Origin of the sequence: Brevibacillus jepli (genome assembly GCF_047229145.1) — a bacterium.
Taxonomy (GTDB): domain Bacteria; phylum Bacillota; class Bacilli; order Brevibacillales; family Brevibacillaceae; genus Brevibacillus.
The window spans coordinates 1-17,362 of sequence record NZ_JBFEFW010000022.1 but is presented as its reverse complement, the minus strand read 5'-3'; the positions used below and the strand labels follow the sequence as shown (position 1 = coordinate 17,362).

The following is a 17,362-nucleotide window of genomic DNA, read 5'->3' as shown; positions in this document are numbered from 1 at the left end:
GTCCCAATACGGAACATACAATGGTCCATTATGGAACAATTTTTACCTTGTCCGCTCAAGAAAACGCTGTCATTTCGAGCTTTTTTACGTTGGTACGAGACTTGCTTTTAGAGAGGGCTGTAAAGAAATATGTGATAAATGAGGAGGCGCTCGCAATGATCTATGCTCAGCCCGGCCAAGCCGGTTCCAAGGTGACTTTCAAAAATCGTTATGAAAACTACATCGGGGGTAATTGGGTTCCCCCAGTGAAAGGTGAGTATTTCGAAAACGTATCACCTGTAACAGGCAAGGTTTTTTGCGAGGTAGCCCGCTCGACAGCCGAAGATATTGAGCTGGCACTAGACGCCGCCCATGAGGCAAAAGACGCGTGGGGTCGCACCTCTGTCGCACAACGCGCAAACATTTTGTTAAAAATCGCGGATCGTATGGAAGCGAATCTGGAGATGCTGGCAAACGCCGAGACGTGGGAAAACGGCAAGCCCGTTCGGGAAACACTCGCTGCCGATATTCCGCTGGCGATTGACCATTTCCGTTACTTCGCTGGTGCCATTCGTGCACAAGAAAGCACACTAGCCGAAATCGATAACGATACAGTTGCTTACCATTTCCATGAGCCGCTCGGTGTTGTCGGTCAAATCATTCCGTGGAACTTCCCGCTCCTCATGGCTACGTGGAAACTGGCTCCAGCCCTTGCTGCCGGTAACTGCGTTGTCCTCAAGCCCGCTGAGCAAACACCTGCTTCCATCATGGTGCTGATGGAGCTGATCGGTGACCTGCTCCCACCTGGCGTCGTCAACGTGGTCAATGGCTTCGGCCTGGAAGCGGGTAAGCCTCTCGCTTCAAGCAATCGCATCGCGAAAATCGCCTTTACAGGTGAAACGACGACAGGACGCTTAATCATGCAATACGCTTCCCAAAATATCATTCCGGTGACGCTGGAGCTGGGAGGAAAATCGCCAAACATCTTCTTCCCGGATGTGGCTGCAAAAGACGACGCCTTCTTCAACAAAGCGATTGAAGGATTCGTACTGTTTGCGCTCAATCAGGGCGAAGTGTGCACATGCCCATCCCGTGCGCTCATCCACGAAAGCATTTACGACCAATTCATGGAGCGTGCCCTGCAACGTGTAGCCAATATCAAACAAGGAAACCCGCTCGACACCGATACGATGATCGGAGCACAGGCTTCGTTGGAGCAGGTAGAAAAAATCCTCTCCTACCTGGATATCGGCAAACAGGAAGGCGCAGAATGCCTGATTGGCGGCTCTCGTGCACAGCTTGCTGGTGATCTCGAAGGCGGCTACTACATCCAACCGACAGTCTTCAAAGGTCACAACAAAATGCGCATCTTCCAGGAAGAAATCTTCGGTCCGGTCGTCTCAGTCACGACCTTCAAGGATACGGAAGAAGCGCTCGCCATGGCAAACGATACGTTGTATGGCTTGGGCGCTGGTGTATGGACACGCGATACGAACACGGCATACCGCATGGGCCGCGAAATCCAGGCTGGCCGCGTCTGGACCAACTGCTATCACGCTTACCCGGCTCACGCAGCATTTGGCGGCTACAAAATGTCCGGTATCGGCCGCGAGACACACAAAATGATGCTGTCCCACTACCAACAAACGAAAAACCTGCTGGTCAGCTACAGCGATCAGGCTCTCGGCTTCTTTTGATCGATGAGCAAGCCTGAAAAAGTGCTCGCGACAGATGCTGCACTGGCATTAATTGAACGACTTCGCACCAAACACGGTGACCTGATGTTTCACCAGTCAGGGGGCTGCTGCGACGGCAGCTCCCCGATGTGCTACCCGCTTGGAGAATTTCTCGTGGGTGATCAGGACGTCCTCTTGGGAGAGATCGGTGGCTGCCCGTTCTACATGGGAAAAGCGCAGTATGAATATTGGAAGCATACCCAGCTCATTATTGATGTCGTCACTGGGCGGGGCGGTATGTTTTCACTGGAAGGGCCAGAGGGGCTTCGCTTCCTCACACGTTCCCGCGTTTTTCCCGATGCTTAAAAATGAAAGACCGTTCCCCCTCTTGCTGGCGGGAACGGTCTTTTTTGCTAGGCTGCTATCTGGATTGGTTGCGAGAACTACGTTTTGCAGGAGCAGAGCTTGTCCTTTTGCTCGGTTTAGCATTCGAGCGAGCCGAATTGCGTTGTGCAGACGGTGACTTCTTGCCAAAGCCTCCGCCGTTCGACTTGCGATCAAAACCGCCAGCTGCTCGCTTTCCGTCCTTCGGCTTACGTTCAACATACCCACTGGCTGCTCGGCTATCGTCCTTCGGCTTACGTTCAACATAACCGCTAGCTGCTCGGCTTCCGTCCTTCGACTTCCGATCACCATAACCTCCAGCTGCTCGCTCGAATTCCTTTGGCTTGCGCTCGAATCCGCGACTCTTCTGTTGACGGTCTTCTCCATCTCTTTGGCGTTCGCCAGCGCTTTGTTGTCTTCGCTCACCTGGTCTTGCCTTGCCTCGACCAGACTTCTCCCCGCGACGCTCGTCCTTCCCTTTGCGATCCGGAACAGTCTTTTGCTGTCTTGACGGTTTTTTCTGATCAGCGTGTTCCTGCTCCCCACGACCCATTACTCGTCTCTCCAGAGACAATTTGATCCCAGCTTCAATTTCCTCAAGCTGCCCCCGATCTTTTGCCGTCACCAAGGTGTATGCCGTTCCTTTTTCCTTGGCTCGCCCAGTTCTGCCAATCCGATGTATATAGCTGTCCACATCTTCTGGAATATCATAGTTGAAAACGTGCGTAACTCCCTCTACATCCAATCCACGTGCAGCCACATCGGTTGCGACCAGGAACTGAATTCTGGCCTCGCGGAATCGCCTCATGACATCCTCGCGCTTCGCCTGTGACAAATCGCCGTGCAGCTCGTCAGACATATAATCGAGACCTTGCAGTTCTCCATTTAACTTACTGGCTCTGCGCTTTGTTCGGCAAAAGATCACCGCGAGAAACGGTCTCTCTTCATCCAGTAAACTGCACAGCGTAGCTTGCTTCGCACGATCTGTCGTCTCCACCACGATTTGGCGAATGTCTTCTAACGTAATTCGCTTACCCTGCACTTTTATGTTTTCCGGCTTTTGCATAAAACGCTTCGCAAGAGATTGTACCTGTTCCGACATGGTGGCCGAAAACAGCATCGTCTGCTTGTCGAACGGCGTTTTGGCCATAATATCTTCTACTTCCGGCAAAAAACCCATGTGGAGCATTTGATCCGCTTCATCCAGAACAAACATCGATACCTGTGACAAATCGATTGTCCCTCTGCGCAGATGGTCCAGCAAACGTCCCGGTGTAGCAATGACCACATGAACGTTTCTAGACAGCTTCCTCAACTGCTGATTCACATCTTGTCCACCATAAACGGCGAGTACATGGATATCTTCCATCATTTCCGTCAGCTTTTTTACCTCTGCCGTAATTTGCAGAGCCAGCTCGCGTGTAGGCGTCAAAATCAATGCCTGAACATGTGTCGCTTGCGTGTCCACTTTCTCCAGAATCGGCAGGACAAAAGCGAGCGTTTTTCCTGTCCCCGTCTGCGCTTGCGAGATCACATCTTTTCCTTCGAGTACAACCGGGATTGCTTTTTCCTGAATGGGTGTCGGTTCAGTAATCCCGTTTTCTTGCAGAGCATGTATCAATTCCTTGCGAATTCCCAATCTCCAAAAATCAGCCAGTTTCTCCATCTCCATTCATAAATCGATCCGTTATTATTTCGTACATACTGCCATGCCGATAAAGTATCGAACACCATCGCGGGGTGTTTTTTCGAACGTAACGCCTCTTTGATAATACATATCCACCTCGGAATAGCGCACAAACAGCTCCGCGAATTCTTCCTGCGTCAGCTGGTGAACATGGAAGGGCTCACTCGTCTCTTTGCCCCTCCCTCTGCCAAATGGACTGGACAGCACGAGCGTACCACCTGGCGCAAGCATTCGATACAAATTATCCATAAAGAGCAAATCATCTGCGACATGCTCAATGGTCTCAAAGCTCAAAATCGTATCAAACAATCCCAATTGATCGGGTAGAGCCGGATCGAGAGCATCACCCTGCTGATACGTAATCTTTTGATGGTTGTATTCCCGATTGGCGTAGTATATCGTTGCTTCATCGTTATCTACCCCGACTAATTCCGTCAGCTCTCGTTTTCGGTCCTTTGCGATCATATGACATCCATAGCCGGTACCGCAAGCAATATCCAGCACCCTACCTTTTACATAGGGAGCGGCAAAATAATATCTGGCTATGTGCTCCAGCAGCATGCCGTTTGTAGGTTTTAACAGCTTGGGGATAATTCTCTCCCCTGTCCATTCCAGCAAAGCAATCACCAATTTTCTCGTATTCTTCCTCACATCTTACCTTATTTCTCGGCTCGATCCTATCAACCAGCATTTCCTGAACTTGGTTTATTAAGAAATTTGTAAGACATTTCATTACTGTTTTGTTAGAGCTGGGCGTTAAGATAGTACCATGAATGCATTCATAAGGTGGGACGAATCATGACCAAGTATCAGGTCCTCGTAGTCGACGACGAGGAAGAAATCCGCGACGCAATCGAAATCTATCTCAAAAATGAATCCATGACCGTTTTTACGGCAAGCAATGGAATGGAAGCGCTGGATGTACTGGAGCGCGAAGAGATCCAGCTCATCATCATGGACATCATGATGCCCAAAATGGACGGGATGACCGCTACCTTTCAAATCCGCCAGAAAAAAAACATCCCGATTATCATGCTCTCTGCCAAATCAGAGGATACCGATAAAATCCTTGGGCTCAACATCGGTGCAGATGACTATGTAACGAAGCCCTTTAATCCGTTGGAGCTCATCGCCAGAGTCAAGTCTCAGTTAAGACGTTTTACCAATCTGGGAAGCGCTCAAATGACAGAAGATGAGATTCAGGTACGCGGCTTGACCTTGAACAAAAGCACGAAAAATGTAGCGATTGACGGTAATGAGGTCCGGCTGACTGCTACCGAGTACAAAATCCTGGAGCTGTTGATGGAAAACAAGGGTCGAGTGTTTTCGATCGAGGAAATTTATGAACGAGTCTGGAGAGAGCCTTATATGAACGCGGAAAATACGGTCGCTGTCCACGTGCGGCGCATACGGGAAAAAATAGAAATCAACCCGAAGGAACCAAAATATTTGAAGGTGGTATGGGGAATTGGATACAAAATCGAAAAATAGACGCTTTGCGGTGCCCGTACTGTTCATCCTGATCGTTAGCGTCTCCCTCGCGCTCTTGACCATGGTGGATCTCTTCCAGAAGCGCGAGTATTTGCAAGAGGACAATTACTTTCAGACTTCAGCCTTTCATCGCGAATTGTCGATCATGGCCGGACTGGTGAAAGACGTCCATTTAGATTTCGCGGGCTTCGTTCCAGGAAAGCTCGACGAGAATACAGCGAATCAGTTAAAGAAAGAGCATGAGGACAATCTCAAATCTATCCAGAAGGATAACGCAGAGGAATACTCGTCACGAATACGGCAAGCAACAGAAGATGGAAATATAGACGAGGTCAACAGACTAAAGGTAGAACAAAAAAACAGGCTGCAAGAACATACCGATCATGAAGTAGCGAATTGGCAAGAGCGAGTGAAGCAAGCTATCGTTGATAAGGATGCCGAGTACAAGGAACGAAAAAACAGCCTTACACTGCGGTCCGGTTCCTACAGATACTATGTCACCGATAAGAAGAACGACAGAGTTTACACCAATCTTGGTCATTACCCTTCAGACGATGAACTGAATCGACATGCGCGTTTTTGGATCAATATTCCGGACACCTCCCCCCAACCGCAAGGAAGTGTCGAAAACATCAGTCGCACTTATCAACTGAACGAATTGAGCGGAATCTTTTATGTTCCATATTCACCGGATGGATATAGTCAGATTCATGCAGATGCTCTGTATTTCGATTCCATTCGAGAGCGACTTCAAGCCGAAGGTGTCATGCTTTTGATCATTCTGATTATCTTTGTTCTTGGCTACTGGTATTTGCCATTGAGCAGAATGATACAGATGCCGATTGTCGCAAAAATCATGGCTTTGTTCCGCCGCATTCCACTGGATATTCGAATGGCTGCACTGATCCCGGTCGGATTCATGTATTTGGTCATGATTTTTAACATGCGCTTTTTCTTCTTTCCAATAGGTTCGGAGCAATTCTTTACCCTTGCGTTCATCTCCTTGTTCACCGCTTATCTGCTTCTACAGTTGCTGGAGGCGTGGCTCATGTACAAAGAACCTGAACGTTTTTCACAGCAGTGGCAAAACAGTATTTTCGCCAAACAACGTGTTCTTCTTCAAGAAAGCTTCGCCAACCGAGGAATGTTCTTTAAAGTATCCGTACTGTTCACCCTCACGATCTTTATGGGGATGAGTATGGGGATTGTATTTCATGCCTTGGTGACAGGCGACGGGGAATTCCTTGTGTTTCTCAGCTTATTGTATGGCTTGTTCTACGTGGTAGCTGTACTCCCTTATCTGCTTCGCCGTTTGGGGCTGATGAACCGCATCCTGCTCGGTGCCTCGTCCATGGCCTCGGGCAACCTGAGTGCAACGATTGAGAAGGTTCACAAAAAAGGAATGCTTGCCGATCTCGCTCACTCTCTCAACAACATCAAGCAGGGACTCAAGCACGCCATGGAAGAGCAAATCAAAAGCGAGCGCATGAAATCCGAATTGATCACAAATGTTTCCCATGATTTAAAAACACCGCTGACGTCGATTATCAACTACGTTACCTTGCTCAAACAAGAGAACTTGACGCCAGAGGAACGCAAGAACTACGTCGATGTATTAGATCGCAAAGCAGATCGACTCCGCGTCCTCATCGATGACCTGTTTGACGCAGCCAAAATGTCCAGCGGAGCGGTGGAACTGAATATCGAGCAAGTGAATGTAGCCTCCCTGCTCAACCAATCCATCGCTGAATTCAGTGACAAAATCGAGCAATCGACGCTCACCTTCCGCGTAACGACGGAGCAGCCGAAGATCGTCGCCCCTCTGGATGGCAAGAAAACGTGGCGTGTATTCGAGAATCTGATAGGCAACGCCCTGAAGTATTCCATGCCGAACACGCGAGTCCTGATCCATTTGGCGGAGACACAGGACGATGTCATCCTGACGTTCAAAAATGTCTCTGCCTATGAAATCGACTTTGATGCCCAAGAGCTGTTTGAACGCTTTAAACGCGCCGATCAATCCCGCAATACCGAAGGCTCTGGCCTTGGCCTCGCTATCGCAAAAAGCATCGTAGAGTTGCAAGGCGGCAGGCTGTCTATCGAAATTGATGGGGATTACTTCAAAGTCACCGTCGTATTTCGCAAGCACAGCTAAAACCGGACTTAACGGCTCGACATGCTAAACAGTTGATGTACAATCAACCCTGTCTGTCGAACAACAAACGTACGCAAAAAACGAAGTAAATGAACTGTGACCCTCTTGCGGGTCACAGTTCATTTAATAGGGAAACCATTATTAAACTCGCTTTCTGATAACCGTTATCCATCCCGAGATGAACTCGAAGTTGGTAGGTTCCAAAACGACAAGGAAAGATCCTATATTTTCCTATCATACAATTTTAATAAAATAAAAATCAAAGCCCAAAATATCCCCCCAAACAAAATGTTACTGCCACCTCCAAACAACATTCCAGTAAAGAATCCCAAAGCAATAATTATTGATAATTCAAGCAATTTAAACATTTTATATTCAACTTCCTTTTTTTGTATTTATTGTATATAATAGCACCGAAAATAATTTGGTAAAAGGTGGGATTTTTATGAAAAAGATGGAATCTCTCTTGTGTGTTTGCTTAGCTACAACATTGACCTTAATTCCTGGAATAAGTGATACAGTTCGTGCCAAAGAGCACCAGAATAAAATGGAGGTGGTTGAAATCTCATTAGATGATTCTCGCTCCTCTCGATCATTGAAAGCTTTGAAAAATAATGATAACGAGGAAACGTATTACTTTATCCATAATGAAGGGGCGGAAATAAACCCCCAAAAAATAAAGGATTACATTAAGGCAGAACTCAAGATAACTCGCTCTTCTGAAGATGAAGGAATAGCCCCAAAACTAGTAGGTGTAGGTGTCTATGAACAAAATGGAGATAGGCATGTTGATTACATATTCGATCAAATAGATGAAGTTCCTTTAAGTGAAATACGTGAAGAAATTGAAGGGAAAGTTGAAATTGCTGAAAATAATAGTGGAATTAAAGCTCAGTCTTTACGTGCTTCCGCAAGTAGCGAAGACGATACGTATTCCGAATCGTACACATATAGAGTGAGAGATGATAATAGAAACGAATTAGCGGGTGTTTATACTAGCAATGTAGACTATATTAGAAGAGGTACTTCAACTCTAAAAGGAGAGAAAGTTTCTGTTTGGGACGTGAAGTTCTTCAATCAATCTGAGCCAAGAAACGATTATCAAACTCGCGAATTATCTATGAGATATAGACACAGTGGAAGTGATGCTGACGAGCAGACAATTCGCTCATACGGCCCATATACAACTGATACAGACTCTTCGGCATCCGTAGGGCTATCAGGTTTATTACCGTCTGTCAGTTGGACTTTCAACACAAAATCATCAAGTATTTCTGATGAATCTAGCATCTCTGATAATTACACGAAGTGGGTTGTTGATTTTGTTTTAGGAAAAAAAACAGCTAAAAGCAATTTTGTTTATGAACCTGGTGTTCGCGTGACCAACAACGATGCGGGTATAGTATTTAAACATAACCATTACGCTAATTATTACAGAAATCTCAATTCTCAATCTAAAATGAACACAGGGACAATCGAATTAATTTTAACAGACTTATAAGATTAGAAAACAACCATTGATAATAAACTATATCGTTTAAGAAAACATAATAGTACAACCATTATACAGCAAAAGAGAATACCCTTCCTGAAACGCACGGAAGGGTATTCTCTTTTTCAGATATAGACTTTATCAGTGGCTTCGATGATTTCAGGCGTCAAACTATCTACAGGCATGGTCACAATTCATTGTTTAGACACTGGCTTTATTATTTGGCAATTCAACTGCTAGATTGCAAAATTTCTTTCAAAAAGCGATTGAACGCTAGCAGCCACTTCTTGTTCGTCCGCTCCCTCCACCTCAAACATAATTTCATCTCCGGTCTTTGCTCCCAGAGCCATTACGCTGAGGATGCTTTTGCCATTGGCCTGCTTGTCGTTGTAGATCATTTTGACCGACGAGCTGTATTGATTGAGCAGGTTCACCAAGACAGAAGCAGGGCGAGCATGGAGACCTCCACTCACGGCTACTTCAAGATTAATACGGATCATTTCACGCCTCCCTTCCTGTCCTTGTATTTGCCTTGCACGTTCAAAATGTCGTCATCTTCACCCCGAAAAACTTCTCGATGACTTCTGCCACTCCATGCCGATCATTCGTTTCCGTGACATGCCTGGCGAGCTGTTTCAGGTCATCAGGAGCATTGCCCATCGCGACACCCATTCCGGCAAATTGAAGCATCTCGGCATCGTTGTAATTGTCGCCCACAGCTACGATCTCTTCAGGTAAAATCGCAAGCCTTTCACTCACCACAGCAAGACCACTCGCCTTGGAAATGCCCTCAGGCAAAATCTCCATATTGTTTGCTCCTGAAGCTGTCACTCGAACCCCTGTGAGTTCGGCATTCGCAAGCTCCCGTCTTGCTGCCGACAAGCGCTTCTCGTCCCCCGTGACGAATATTTTTGGAGCACACACTTCATGCTTTCGAACGTATCCGGCTAACAAGCGTGACGCCTGGATTTTTAGCGGGTATTGATTTTTCCAGAGCTGACGCAGTGTCCAGGCATTTAACAGCGGAAACAAGTCCGTCCATTTCCAAGTGCGATTCGTGACAGCATATGATTCATGCAGCACCATGACATCCAAGCCATGTGCTACGAGTATATCTGTAATTCTCACCGCTATTTCAAATGGAATACGCTGAACATACAGCACCTGATCCGTCTTGGGATCTGCTACGAATGCGCCATCATGAGAAACAAGCGGTGCACTGATCTGAAACTGCTGCGCCAACGATTTGGCCGATGGATATGCTCTGCCTGTAGCCAGTGTGACGTGGACTCCTTGCTTCACCAACTGGGTGATAGCCTGCTCTGTTACTTTGGATAAGGAATGGTTCGACATGAGAATCGTTCCATCTACGTCCAAAGCGAGAAGCTTGTATTTCACACAAGTCCCATCCTTACGTTACGGGCTTGAAAAACTGGGGCAAATGCTCCTTGTGCGCCTCCAGCATTTCATCGAGTATTTGTTTGGCGATCACATCCGACGGCACCAGCGGGTTAATGTTCATAGCCAACAGCGCCGTATGGTAATCACCCGTTACTGCAGCCTCAGCAGCTACTCGCTCAAACGATTTGATTTGCTGTACGAGTCCACGCACGGAAACAGGCAAATCACCAACAGCCAAAGGAATCGGTCCTTCTCTTGTAATGACGCAGTTTACCTCGACCGCCGAATCATCCGGAATGCTGGCAATCGCTCCATTGTTGCGAACGTTTACCGTCTGGATATCGCGCTTGTCGTTGTAAATAGAGTAAATGAGATTGCACGCAGCCTCACTGTAATAAGCCCCGCCACGTTTCTCCAGCTGTGGTGGCTTGATATCCAAGTCTGGGTCTTCGTAGAGCGCGAATAGCTCTGCTTCCACTTGTTTAACCACTTCAGCCCGTGTACCTTTCTTCTCCGCATCCTCCAGCTCATGCGCAAGCATCGTGCTGGTCTGATAGTAGTAACGATGATACGGGCACGGGAGAATCCCCAAGGCTTTGAGGAAGTCTTTATCCCAGCCAAGGTCCAATATGTTTTGCATCGTAATACCGGATTGGTCGCCCGTTATTTTATCGATTACCTGGGAAATGACATTTTCCCCATCCAGGTACACACCAAGTCCGAAAATCATATGATTCAGACCTGCGAAATCAATATGAACCCGCGATTGCTCCACGCCTAATACAGTAGCGACACCCATTTTCATGCCGATGGGAACGTTGCACAGTCCGATTACCTTTTTGCGATTTGTGTGTCGCAGCACTGCCTCTGTAACCATCCCCGCCGGATTTGTAAAGTTAATCAACCAAGCATCTGGACATAGCTCTTCCATTTCACGGCAAATATCCAAAATGACCGGAATGGTGCGCAAGCCCTTGAACAAGCCGCCAGGTCCATTCGTCTCCTGTCCGATTACGCCGTATTTCAAAGGAATACGCTCATCCTTGATCCGCGCTTCCAAAAGACCTACGCGCATTTGTGTCGTGACAAAATCAGCGCCTGCAAGTGCTTTTCGGCGATCCAGGGTCAAATGAATCTCGATTGGTACCCCTGCTTTCTCCACCATCCGTTTTGCAAGAGCACCCACTGTTTGCAGTTTTTTCTCGCCCTCTGGAATGTCAACCAGCCACAATTCCCGCACGGGCAGCTCATCGTAGCGCTTGATGAAGCCTTCTACCAGCTCAGGTGTATAGCTAGACCCTCCACCGATCGTTACAATTTTGATTCCGCTCATACTCCTGCCTCCTTACCTGCATGGATTTGGCTGTACAGCTCTACGAACTCCGTAGCCAAATCCTTGACTGTTATCGCGTTCATCAAATGATCCTGGGCGTGAATCAAGAGCATGCTGATCTCTGTTTTTTCACCCGCAATTTCCTTCTGAATAAGGGCCGTTTGATTTTGGTGTGCACGACCGAGTTCTTCTCCAGCACGTTTCAACGCATCCTGCGCGCCTGACAAGTCTCTATTTTTAGCCAGAGCGATCGCTTCCATTGCCAGACTCCGTGCGTTGCCTCCGTGAAGTATTAGTTGAAAAATAACGTCTGTATGGTCCAAATCTATCTCCACCTATCCAAGTTCGCTAAATGTCACGAGCTGTATTTTTTGATCACGAATGTATTGCTTTAACTCTGCTGCCGTTAAGATCTTCAATTCTGTGGCTCGTTGCTTTGTGTATGAACTGCCTGTCAGTACCGCTTCATCCAAATAAGCAGGGTGCGTCATGATCTCAACTACTGGATAATCTGCCATATCCTCCACAATCCTTATGAATGATTGTACGGTTAGGTCGTCTCCATAAAAATGATGAGAAAAGCCTTCTGTCGTAGGAACACTCGACTGGTCTCGCTGCTCCCGAGACCCGGACATCCACGGATAGCGAACAGGCACCCGATACTCCTCTGCCAGTTTCAGAACAATCGGCAAAACGGCTGGATGTGCATGCACATGGTGGTGGCTGTCGATGTGCGTCAGCTTGAGCCCTGATGCCACGAACCTCTCCAATTGAGCCCGCAGCTCCCTCTCGATCTCCTCCGGTGCAGCAGAAGACAAATGATCTTGCCCCCGTCGAAAACGCCCCTCCCCATCCGTTAACGATGGCACATCCTGACTGACTGGCGAACCGCATGTCAGTACCAGATGAATGCCTATTCCGAGCGAGGGATGTTCTTTGGCCAATCCTACAGCGTGCTCGAAACCATCCATATTGACCATCATGGTCGCGGAAGTAACGACTCCTTCCCGATGCGCCTCGACGATACCCAGATTGACGCCTTTGGAATACCCAAAATCGTCTGCATTCACAATCAATTTCATAGATAGCCTCTCCTCTAGCGATTACATAGTCACAGCTGTATCGGAAGCAGCACCAGCTTTTTCTTCGCTTACTTTTTGTTTATCCCACAGTCGGAAGAACGGATAGTAGATCGCTAGTGAAATGATGAAATTTACAAGTTGGAGTACCATTCCCGATATTTTTCCGCCAGTAGCCAAATATCCGCTGATAAGCAATGGTGTCGTCCACGGAACAGATACTCCGCTTGGTTTTGCTACCCATCCGAGCGACATGGCAAAATAACTGACAATGACCAATACGACAGGTGTAAGCACAAAAGGAATGATCAAGAGTGGGTTCATGACGATCGGCATCCCGAATATGACTGGTTCATTAATGTTAAACAAACCAGGTCCGAGCGAGAGTCTGCTGATGTTTTTCATCTGTTTGCTGCGTGCCATGAATACCATCAGGACGACGAGGGCCAAAGTTGCACCTGATCCCCCTGCATATACCCACATATCAAAAAATTGCGTGGTGATGACGTTCGGCAAATCACCGTCCGGATTTGCCTGAAACGCCGCTCTGTTCTGGTCCATCAACGTAAGCCAGATCGGACTCATAATTCCGCCGACAACTGCCGCACCGTGCAAACCGACGGCCCAGAGCACATGAATAAGCAACACGCATATAATGCCCCCAATCAAGCTGCTGCCAACAACGCTCAATGGTCCAACAAGCAGATCTCGCACAATATTATGAATACTCTCGAAAGAGGTGTTTTCCAAAAGAATCCGAAGCAGCCAGACAACTACAAGCACAGCACCCGCGGGGATCAATGCCACAAATGAACGGGAAACGGCAGGAGGAACTCCGGGAGGCATGGAAATGACGATTTTCATTTGAATGATTTTGCGATAAATCTCCGTTGATAAGATCGCCAATATCATGGCTACAAAAAGTCCCTGACTCCCCATCAGCGTAAGAGGAATGACTCCACCAACCTCTTGGGCTGCACTCGCTCCCTCAGGAGTGAACATGATTTTATACGGAGTAGCGAGCAAGAAAGATGCGACAGAGATCGCTCCAGCCGACAGCGGATCGACCTTGTACTTCTCCGCCAGTCGGTAGGCGACGCCAAAGCTGACAATCAATCCCATGACGTCAAAAGTAGCACCTACCGGATACAGCAGCTTCGTCCGCCATTTTTCACCGAAAATACCACTCATGAATTCGTCATAACCAGGTATCGGTATGAAGCCAATGATGAGGAACAGTGAACCAATGATCAACAAAGGCAAAGTAAGGATAATTCCGTCACGAATGGCCTGCAGATGCTTTTGCTCCGCCATTTTTCCTGCTATCGGCATCATGCGATTTTCCATAAAAGAAACAAATCCGCCCATACGCATCCCCCTCCTACTGTTTTAGACGAAGTGCAAACTCAAGCACGTTTTTCCCGTTCAACGTTCCGTAATCGACCGTACTGATTACGTCTACAGGAATTCCTCTGGATGCCCCTTCTTTTTTCATCTCAGTCAGCTTGTAACGTACTTGTGGCCCCAACAAGAGCACTGCTGCCTGATCGATATGATGCTTTACTTCATCTGCGGAAACTGCCCATATTTTTGCGTCCAACCCTTTTTCTCTGGCAGCCTCCTCCATTTTTTGAACCAGCAAGCTAGTCGACATACCCGCTGCGCAACACAATAAAATATTCATTGTACCCCCTCCTCTTGGCCCGTTATGCCCCTATGTAAGAGCAAGTTACGTGCCAAAACACCAAAAAATGTATGCGCTTTCCGAAAAACCCGCATGCTTAGCCATATTTCGCCCGGTCATCGCCTGTCACTCCCATTAGTGTTTTCTTGTAAGCGCTGTAGTGTTTAAGATCAGAGATCGAAAAGCAAAAAAATAAAACACTGGTTACGCCAGTGTTTTATTGTGTATGAAGAAATTCATGATAAAACAAACGTCGTCTTCACTAATTGATACATCATATTTGTCTTCCAGCGGCAATAATTCATGTCGGATTAAGCTGTACAGCTTGCGGTTCTCCAGCAAAAAGCTGTCCTTTTGAATATACGCCACTGATTGCGTCCCTGCTTTCAAGCGATCTACCATGCAACAGATGTGCAAGTAGGCCCCGATTCGCGTGTCAAAAACCAAGGAATTGTTCAGGCGCTCCTCCATACGGCCCACACACATCCTCACGTCAGCGAGAATATCTTGACCCTCTACCATTTGCAGATGCTCTCCCAGCGACTCTTGCATCTTCAGGTAGGCCTCTTCCAAATCAATCACTTGCTGGATATCAGACATCGCCTCTCCGTTCAAAACATCGTCCATGCTGTGATGGCGCAAGTCCCGATCGAGAATGTAATTGCTCACCACGAAGAGGATTTTTCTCTCTTCCTTGATTTTTCGAAGCTGGCTGCGGGCCTGTGCTTTATCAATCAGTTGCAGCGGTACAAATTCCAGCAGGTTATCGTCATACCTGAGCCGCGATTCCAGCAGCTTTTTCAAGAACAAAGCACTGCCTTCCCCAGACAAGCAGGCGGCGACGATGGTCAGTGCCGGGACATGCTTCTGCACCAGCTCTTTCGGCTGCTCCTCGCGCTGGTACAGTGAAATGCCCATAACATCGCGGTAAACGTCCTCTAGTGTATGACCGAGCATAGCCTTGCGCGTCGCTTCAATCACATGCGGCGTGCTGACCATAGGGATGACCTTTACAGGAATGCCAATCTCCCGTTCAATAATCTCGCCAAAACCAAGCAATGACCCCATATCGACGAGCAACAGCAGTCCAGCCTTGCTTCCGATCTCTCTGGCTACCTTCAGTGCTTTCTCCAAAACACTCATGGAATCTTCTTCGAGCGGCAGATCAATGGCTCTTGCATACTGGGTAACAAGAAGTCGATTCGTCACATCGACCATCGCTGTCGCGCCACCGCTACCGTGCGTAATGACAAGCACCCCGATGGTTTCCCGCTCCTCTTCCATGCTGACATCGTCCAGCACGAAAAACATGGTCAAATATCCAGCCTCACCAATCGGCAGATCCATCAGTATCGCTTCTTCAATCATGCGCACACACTCCAGCGCTACGGCAAACTCTTTCTTGTATTTGATTCGCACATGGTTGATCTGCGGATTCACGATCTGCTTGCCTTGCGCCAGACGTTCCTTCGACGTCTGAATATGCAGCGCAAGACCAAAGATCACCTTCTGGCTCAATATTTTCTCCAGCTTGGCCTCTGCGTAGCGAACGATTTCCTCCACAAGGTGAATGATAAACGGATCGATAATTCGTGCCATGTCGCCCTGATTCACTCGTTGATGAACGCCTTTGATAAAGGTCGTAAAATAATTCTCGATGTCAAACTCCAGTTCTTCCTCACTCACACCCAGGTTTTGCAGCTCATATATTTTTTGCTCGATTTTTTCATAGACACTGTCCGTCGTATCCCCTGTTTCTCGTCCGATCCATATGCCCTCTTTTGATGGCTGCACGACAAAGCAGTTGTGCTCCGTCCCAATGATTCCATCCAGCTCCTGCTTATAATCCTTCACCAAAAGCAGCCCTTGCTTGACATGATGCGGCAGGTCCTGAACCGACACGTGCAGCTGATTCTTTTTTAACGAAATGAATTCGGCATAGGCGCTGGCGCAGGTGAGCTGAATATCCGTTTTTAGCTGTCCAATGTTATTCGGGCAGTGATAGCACAAGAATGCCTGCACAGCATTCGCCGATATCTGAATCTCTCTCCCCAACCGAAAAGCTTCTTCTTGAAAAATTTCCATCGTAATACTAAAACGCTCCTCCAAGCCACGCTCCACCAATGATGGCAGCTTGATGACCATGGGAATACGCCTCATGAACGTTTTTAAAAGACTCGACTCCGGATTTTCTGTCGTCGCCATGACAATCTGCACGTGAGCCGTCCGCTCCACCTCGGTTTCCCCTACTCGGCGGAAAATGCCCTTATCCATGAAGGTAAAAAAGATTTCCTGTCCTTCCGCTGGCAGCCGATGAACTTCATCGAGAAAAAGAATACCGCCGTCTGCCTTCTCCACCAGTCCTTTGCGATCCATCTCCGCTCCGGTATACGCCCCTTTTTTCACCCCGAACAATTGACTGATTAAGAGCTGTGGGTTGTTGGCATAATCAGCGCAGTTAAAAATCACGAACGGTGCATGCTTGTCCAAGCGCCCAATATCAACGGCAAACTCGTGAATCATACCAGCAAACCATGACTTGCCCACGCCGGTCTCTCCCAAAATCAAGCAATTCATTCCTCGCGGTGGATATAACACGGCCGCCTTTGCCTGCTCAATACGCGTGATCAAGCTCTTGTTGGTTTTCGCCAGCCTGTCCAGAGATGTCTCTGCCAAATATAAGGAATCATTGCCCTGCTTGGCAAAAAACAGCGTCGGACGCCCCTCTTCCTTCTCAATTCGTCCTTCCTTCCACAAACGGTTCAAATCACTGCTCACATTCGCACGACTCAGACCAAGCAGCTCTGCCAAATCTGAAGCGCTTACTTTTTTATCAGGACCAGAGTCTACCAACTTCTGGTATATTAAGTCCAATCGTTTCACTCTATCACCCGCCATTGAATGAATACTCCCGCCACTTACCTACCGGTTGAAGTGGGGATTTCTTATGTGTCGTCGTTACCGGACGCTTAACACAAGTGGAGTTGACACGGCGACAGCT

The 17,362-nt window shown here is 47.7% G+C and carries 15 protein-coding genes; 5 read left to right on the top strand and 10 right to left on the bottom strand.

Annotated elements, in window-relative coordinates; all coding sequences use genetic code 11:
• Nucleotides 1-155: 155 nt before the first annotated feature.
• Together adh and AB1L17_RS21700 are read left to right on the top strand one after the other, a co-directional pair.
• The gene (adh, locus tag AB1L17_RS21705) at nt 156-1,676 is read left to right on the top strand and encodes an aldehyde dehydrogenase (RefSeq protein ID WP_412847200.1); all 1,521 of its coding nucleotides are present in this window, start codon (nt 156-158) and stop codon (nt 1,674-1,676) included.
• A gap of 3 nt (nt 1,677-1,679) precedes the next feature.
• The gene (locus AB1L17_RS21700) at nt 1,680-2,021 is read left to right on the top strand and encodes a DUF779 domain-containing protein (protein WP_412847199.1); all 342 of its coding nucleotides are present in this window, start codon (nt 1,680-1,682) and stop codon (nt 2,019-2,021) included.
• 55 nt (nt 2,022-2,076) lie between these two features.
• On the opposite strand, the gene AB1L17_RS21695 is transcribed toward AB1L17_RS21700, so the two are convergent.
• The gene (locus AB1L17_RS21695) at nt 2,077-3,711 is read right to left on the bottom strand and encodes a DEAD/DEAH box helicase (RefSeq protein ID WP_412847198.1); all 1,635 of its coding nucleotides are present in this window, start codon (nt 3,709-3,711) and stop codon (nt 2,077-2,079) included.
• Between the two features lie 18 nt (nt 3,712-3,729).
• Nucleotides 3,730-4,356 carry a class I SAM-dependent methyltransferase gene (locus tag AB1L17_RS21690; protein ID WP_412847285.1) on the bottom strand — a complete coding sequence of 209 codons (627 nt, stop codon included), beginning with the start codon at nt 4,354-4,356 and terminating at the stop codon, nt 3,730-3,732.
• A 168-nt stretch (nt 4,357-4,524) separates the two neighbouring features.
• Here AB1L17_RS21690 and AB1L17_RS21685 point away from each other — a divergent pair, with 168 nt between their 5' ends.
• From AB1L17_RS21685 to AB1L17_RS21675, 3 genes are all read left to right on the top strand, one after another.
• Complete coding sequence (locus AB1L17_RS21685) at nt 4,525-5,217, top strand: response regulator transcription factor (protein ID WP_412847197.1); 693 nt, start codon at nt 4,525-4,527, stop codon at nt 5,215-5,217.
• Nucleotides 5,195-7,372 (top strand): sensor histidine kinase, encoded by a 2,178-nt coding sequence (locus tag AB1L17_RS21680; RefSeq protein WP_412847196.1) that lies wholly within the window; start codon nt 5,195-5,197, stop codon nt 7,370-7,372. Before AB1L17_RS21685 ends, AB1L17_RS21680 begins: the two co-directional genes overlap by 23 nt.
• A gap of 445 nt (nt 7,373-7,817) precedes the next feature.
• The gene (locus AB1L17_RS21675; RefSeq protein WP_412847195.1) at nt 7,818-8,873 is read left to right on the top strand and encodes a hypothetical protein; all 1,056 of its coding nucleotides are present in this window, start codon (nt 7,818-7,820) and stop codon (nt 8,871-8,873) included.
• Nucleotides 8,874-9,100: 227 nt separating this feature from the next.
• Here the strand turns inward: AB1L17_RS21675 and AB1L17_RS21670 are convergent, their stop codons facing one another.
• The 8 genes from AB1L17_RS21670 to AB1L17_RS21635 all read right to left on the bottom strand — a co-directional run bounded on the left by AB1L17_RS21670 (nt 9,101) and on the right by AB1L17_RS21635 (nt 17,244).
• The gene (locus AB1L17_RS21670) at nt 9,101-9,364 is read right to left on the bottom strand and encodes an HPr family phosphocarrier protein (protein WP_412847194.1); all 264 of its coding nucleotides are present in this window, start codon (nt 9,362-9,364) and stop codon (nt 9,101-9,103) included.
• Nucleotides 9,365-9,404: 40 nt separating this feature from the next.
• Complete coding sequence (locus AB1L17_RS21665; protein WP_412847193.1) at nt 9,405-10,262, bottom strand: Cof-type HAD-IIB family hydrolase; 858 nt, start codon at nt 10,260-10,262, stop codon at nt 9,405-9,407.
• A gap of 13 nt (nt 10,263-10,275) precedes the next feature.
• Nucleotides 10,276-11,598 carry a 6-phospho-beta-glucosidase gene (locus AB1L17_RS21660; RefSeq protein WP_412847192.1) on the bottom strand — a complete coding sequence of 441 codons (1,323 nt, stop codon included), beginning with the start codon at nt 11,596-11,598 and terminating at the stop codon, nt 10,276-10,278.
• On the bottom strand, nt 11,595-11,921 hold the full coding sequence (locus AB1L17_RS21655) for a PTS sugar transporter subunit IIA (RefSeq protein WP_412847191.1): 327 nt from the start codon (nt 11,919-11,921) through the stop codon (nt 11,595-11,597). Before AB1L17_RS21655 ends, AB1L17_RS21660 begins: the two co-directional genes overlap by 4 nt.
• A gap of 12 nt (nt 11,922-11,933) precedes the next feature.
• The gene (gene chbG / locus AB1L17_RS21650) at nt 11,934-12,680 is read right to left on the bottom strand and encodes a chitin disaccharide deacetylase (RefSeq protein WP_412847190.1); all 747 of its coding nucleotides are present in this window, start codon (nt 12,678-12,680) and stop codon (nt 11,934-11,936) included.
• Nucleotides 12,681-12,701: 21 nt separating this feature from the next.
• The gene (gene celB, locus AB1L17_RS21645; protein WP_412847189.1) at nt 12,702-14,045 is read right to left on the bottom strand and encodes a PTS cellobiose transporter subunit IIC; all 1,344 of its coding nucleotides are present in this window, start codon (nt 14,043-14,045) and stop codon (nt 12,702-12,704) included.
• Nucleotides 14,046-14,058: 13 nt separating this feature from the next.
• Nucleotides 14,059-14,361, bottom strand: coding sequence for a PTS sugar transporter subunit IIB (locus tag AB1L17_RS21640; RefSeq protein WP_106839536.1), 303 nt, complete (start codon nt 14,359-14,361; stop codon nt 14,059-14,061).
• A gap of 204 nt (nt 14,362-14,565) precedes the next feature.
• Nucleotides 14,566-17,244 carry a sigma 54-interacting transcriptional regulator gene (locus AB1L17_RS21635; RefSeq protein ID WP_412847284.1) on the bottom strand — a complete coding sequence of 893 codons (2,679 nt, stop codon included), beginning with the start codon at nt 17,242-17,244 and terminating at the stop codon, nt 14,566-14,568.
• Between the last annotated feature and the right edge of the window lie 118 nt (nt 17,245-17,362).

What these genes read in the sequence shown, in the direction of transcription:
- AB1L17_RS21675 (WP_412847195.1), top strand. Translation starts at nt 7,818, where the DNA reads ATGAAAAAGATGGAATCTCTCTTGTGTGTTTGCTTAGCTACAACATTG.
- AB1L17_RS21700 (WP_412847199.1), top strand. Translation starts at nt 1,680, where the DNA reads ATGAGCAAGCCTGAAAAAGTGCTCGCGACAGATGCTGCACTGGCATTA.
- adh (WP_412847200.1), top strand. Translation starts at nt 156, where the DNA reads ATGATCTATGCTCAGCCCGGCCAAGCCGGTTCCAAGGTGACTTTCAAA.
- AB1L17_RS21640 (WP_106839536.1), bottom strand. Translation starts at nt 14,361, where the DNA reads ATGAATATTTTATTGTGTTGCGCAGCGGGTATGTCGACTAGCTTGCTG.
- AB1L17_RS21670 (WP_412847194.1), bottom strand. Translation starts at nt 9,364, where the DNA reads ATGATCCGTATTAATCTTGAAGTAGCCGTGAGTGGAGGTCTCCATGCT.
- celB (WP_412847189.1), bottom strand. Translation starts at nt 14,045, where the DNA reads ATGGGCGGATTTGTTTCTTTTATGGAAAATCGCATGATGCCGATAGCA.
- AB1L17_RS21685 (WP_412847197.1), top strand. Translation starts at nt 4,525, where the DNA reads ATGACCAAGTATCAGGTCCTCGTAGTCGACGACGAGGAAGAAATCCGC.
- chbG (WP_412847190.1), bottom strand. Translation starts at nt 12,680, where the DNA reads ATGAAATTGATTGTGAATGCAGACGATTTTGGGTATTCCAAAGGCGTC.
- AB1L17_RS21695 (WP_412847198.1), bottom strand. Translation starts at nt 3,711, where the DNA reads ATGGAGATGGAGAAACTGGCTGATTTTTGGAGATTGGGAATTCGCAAG.
- AB1L17_RS21660 (WP_412847192.1), bottom strand. Translation starts at nt 11,598, where the DNA reads ATGAGCGGAATCAAAATTGTAACGATCGGTGGAGGGTCTAGCTATACA.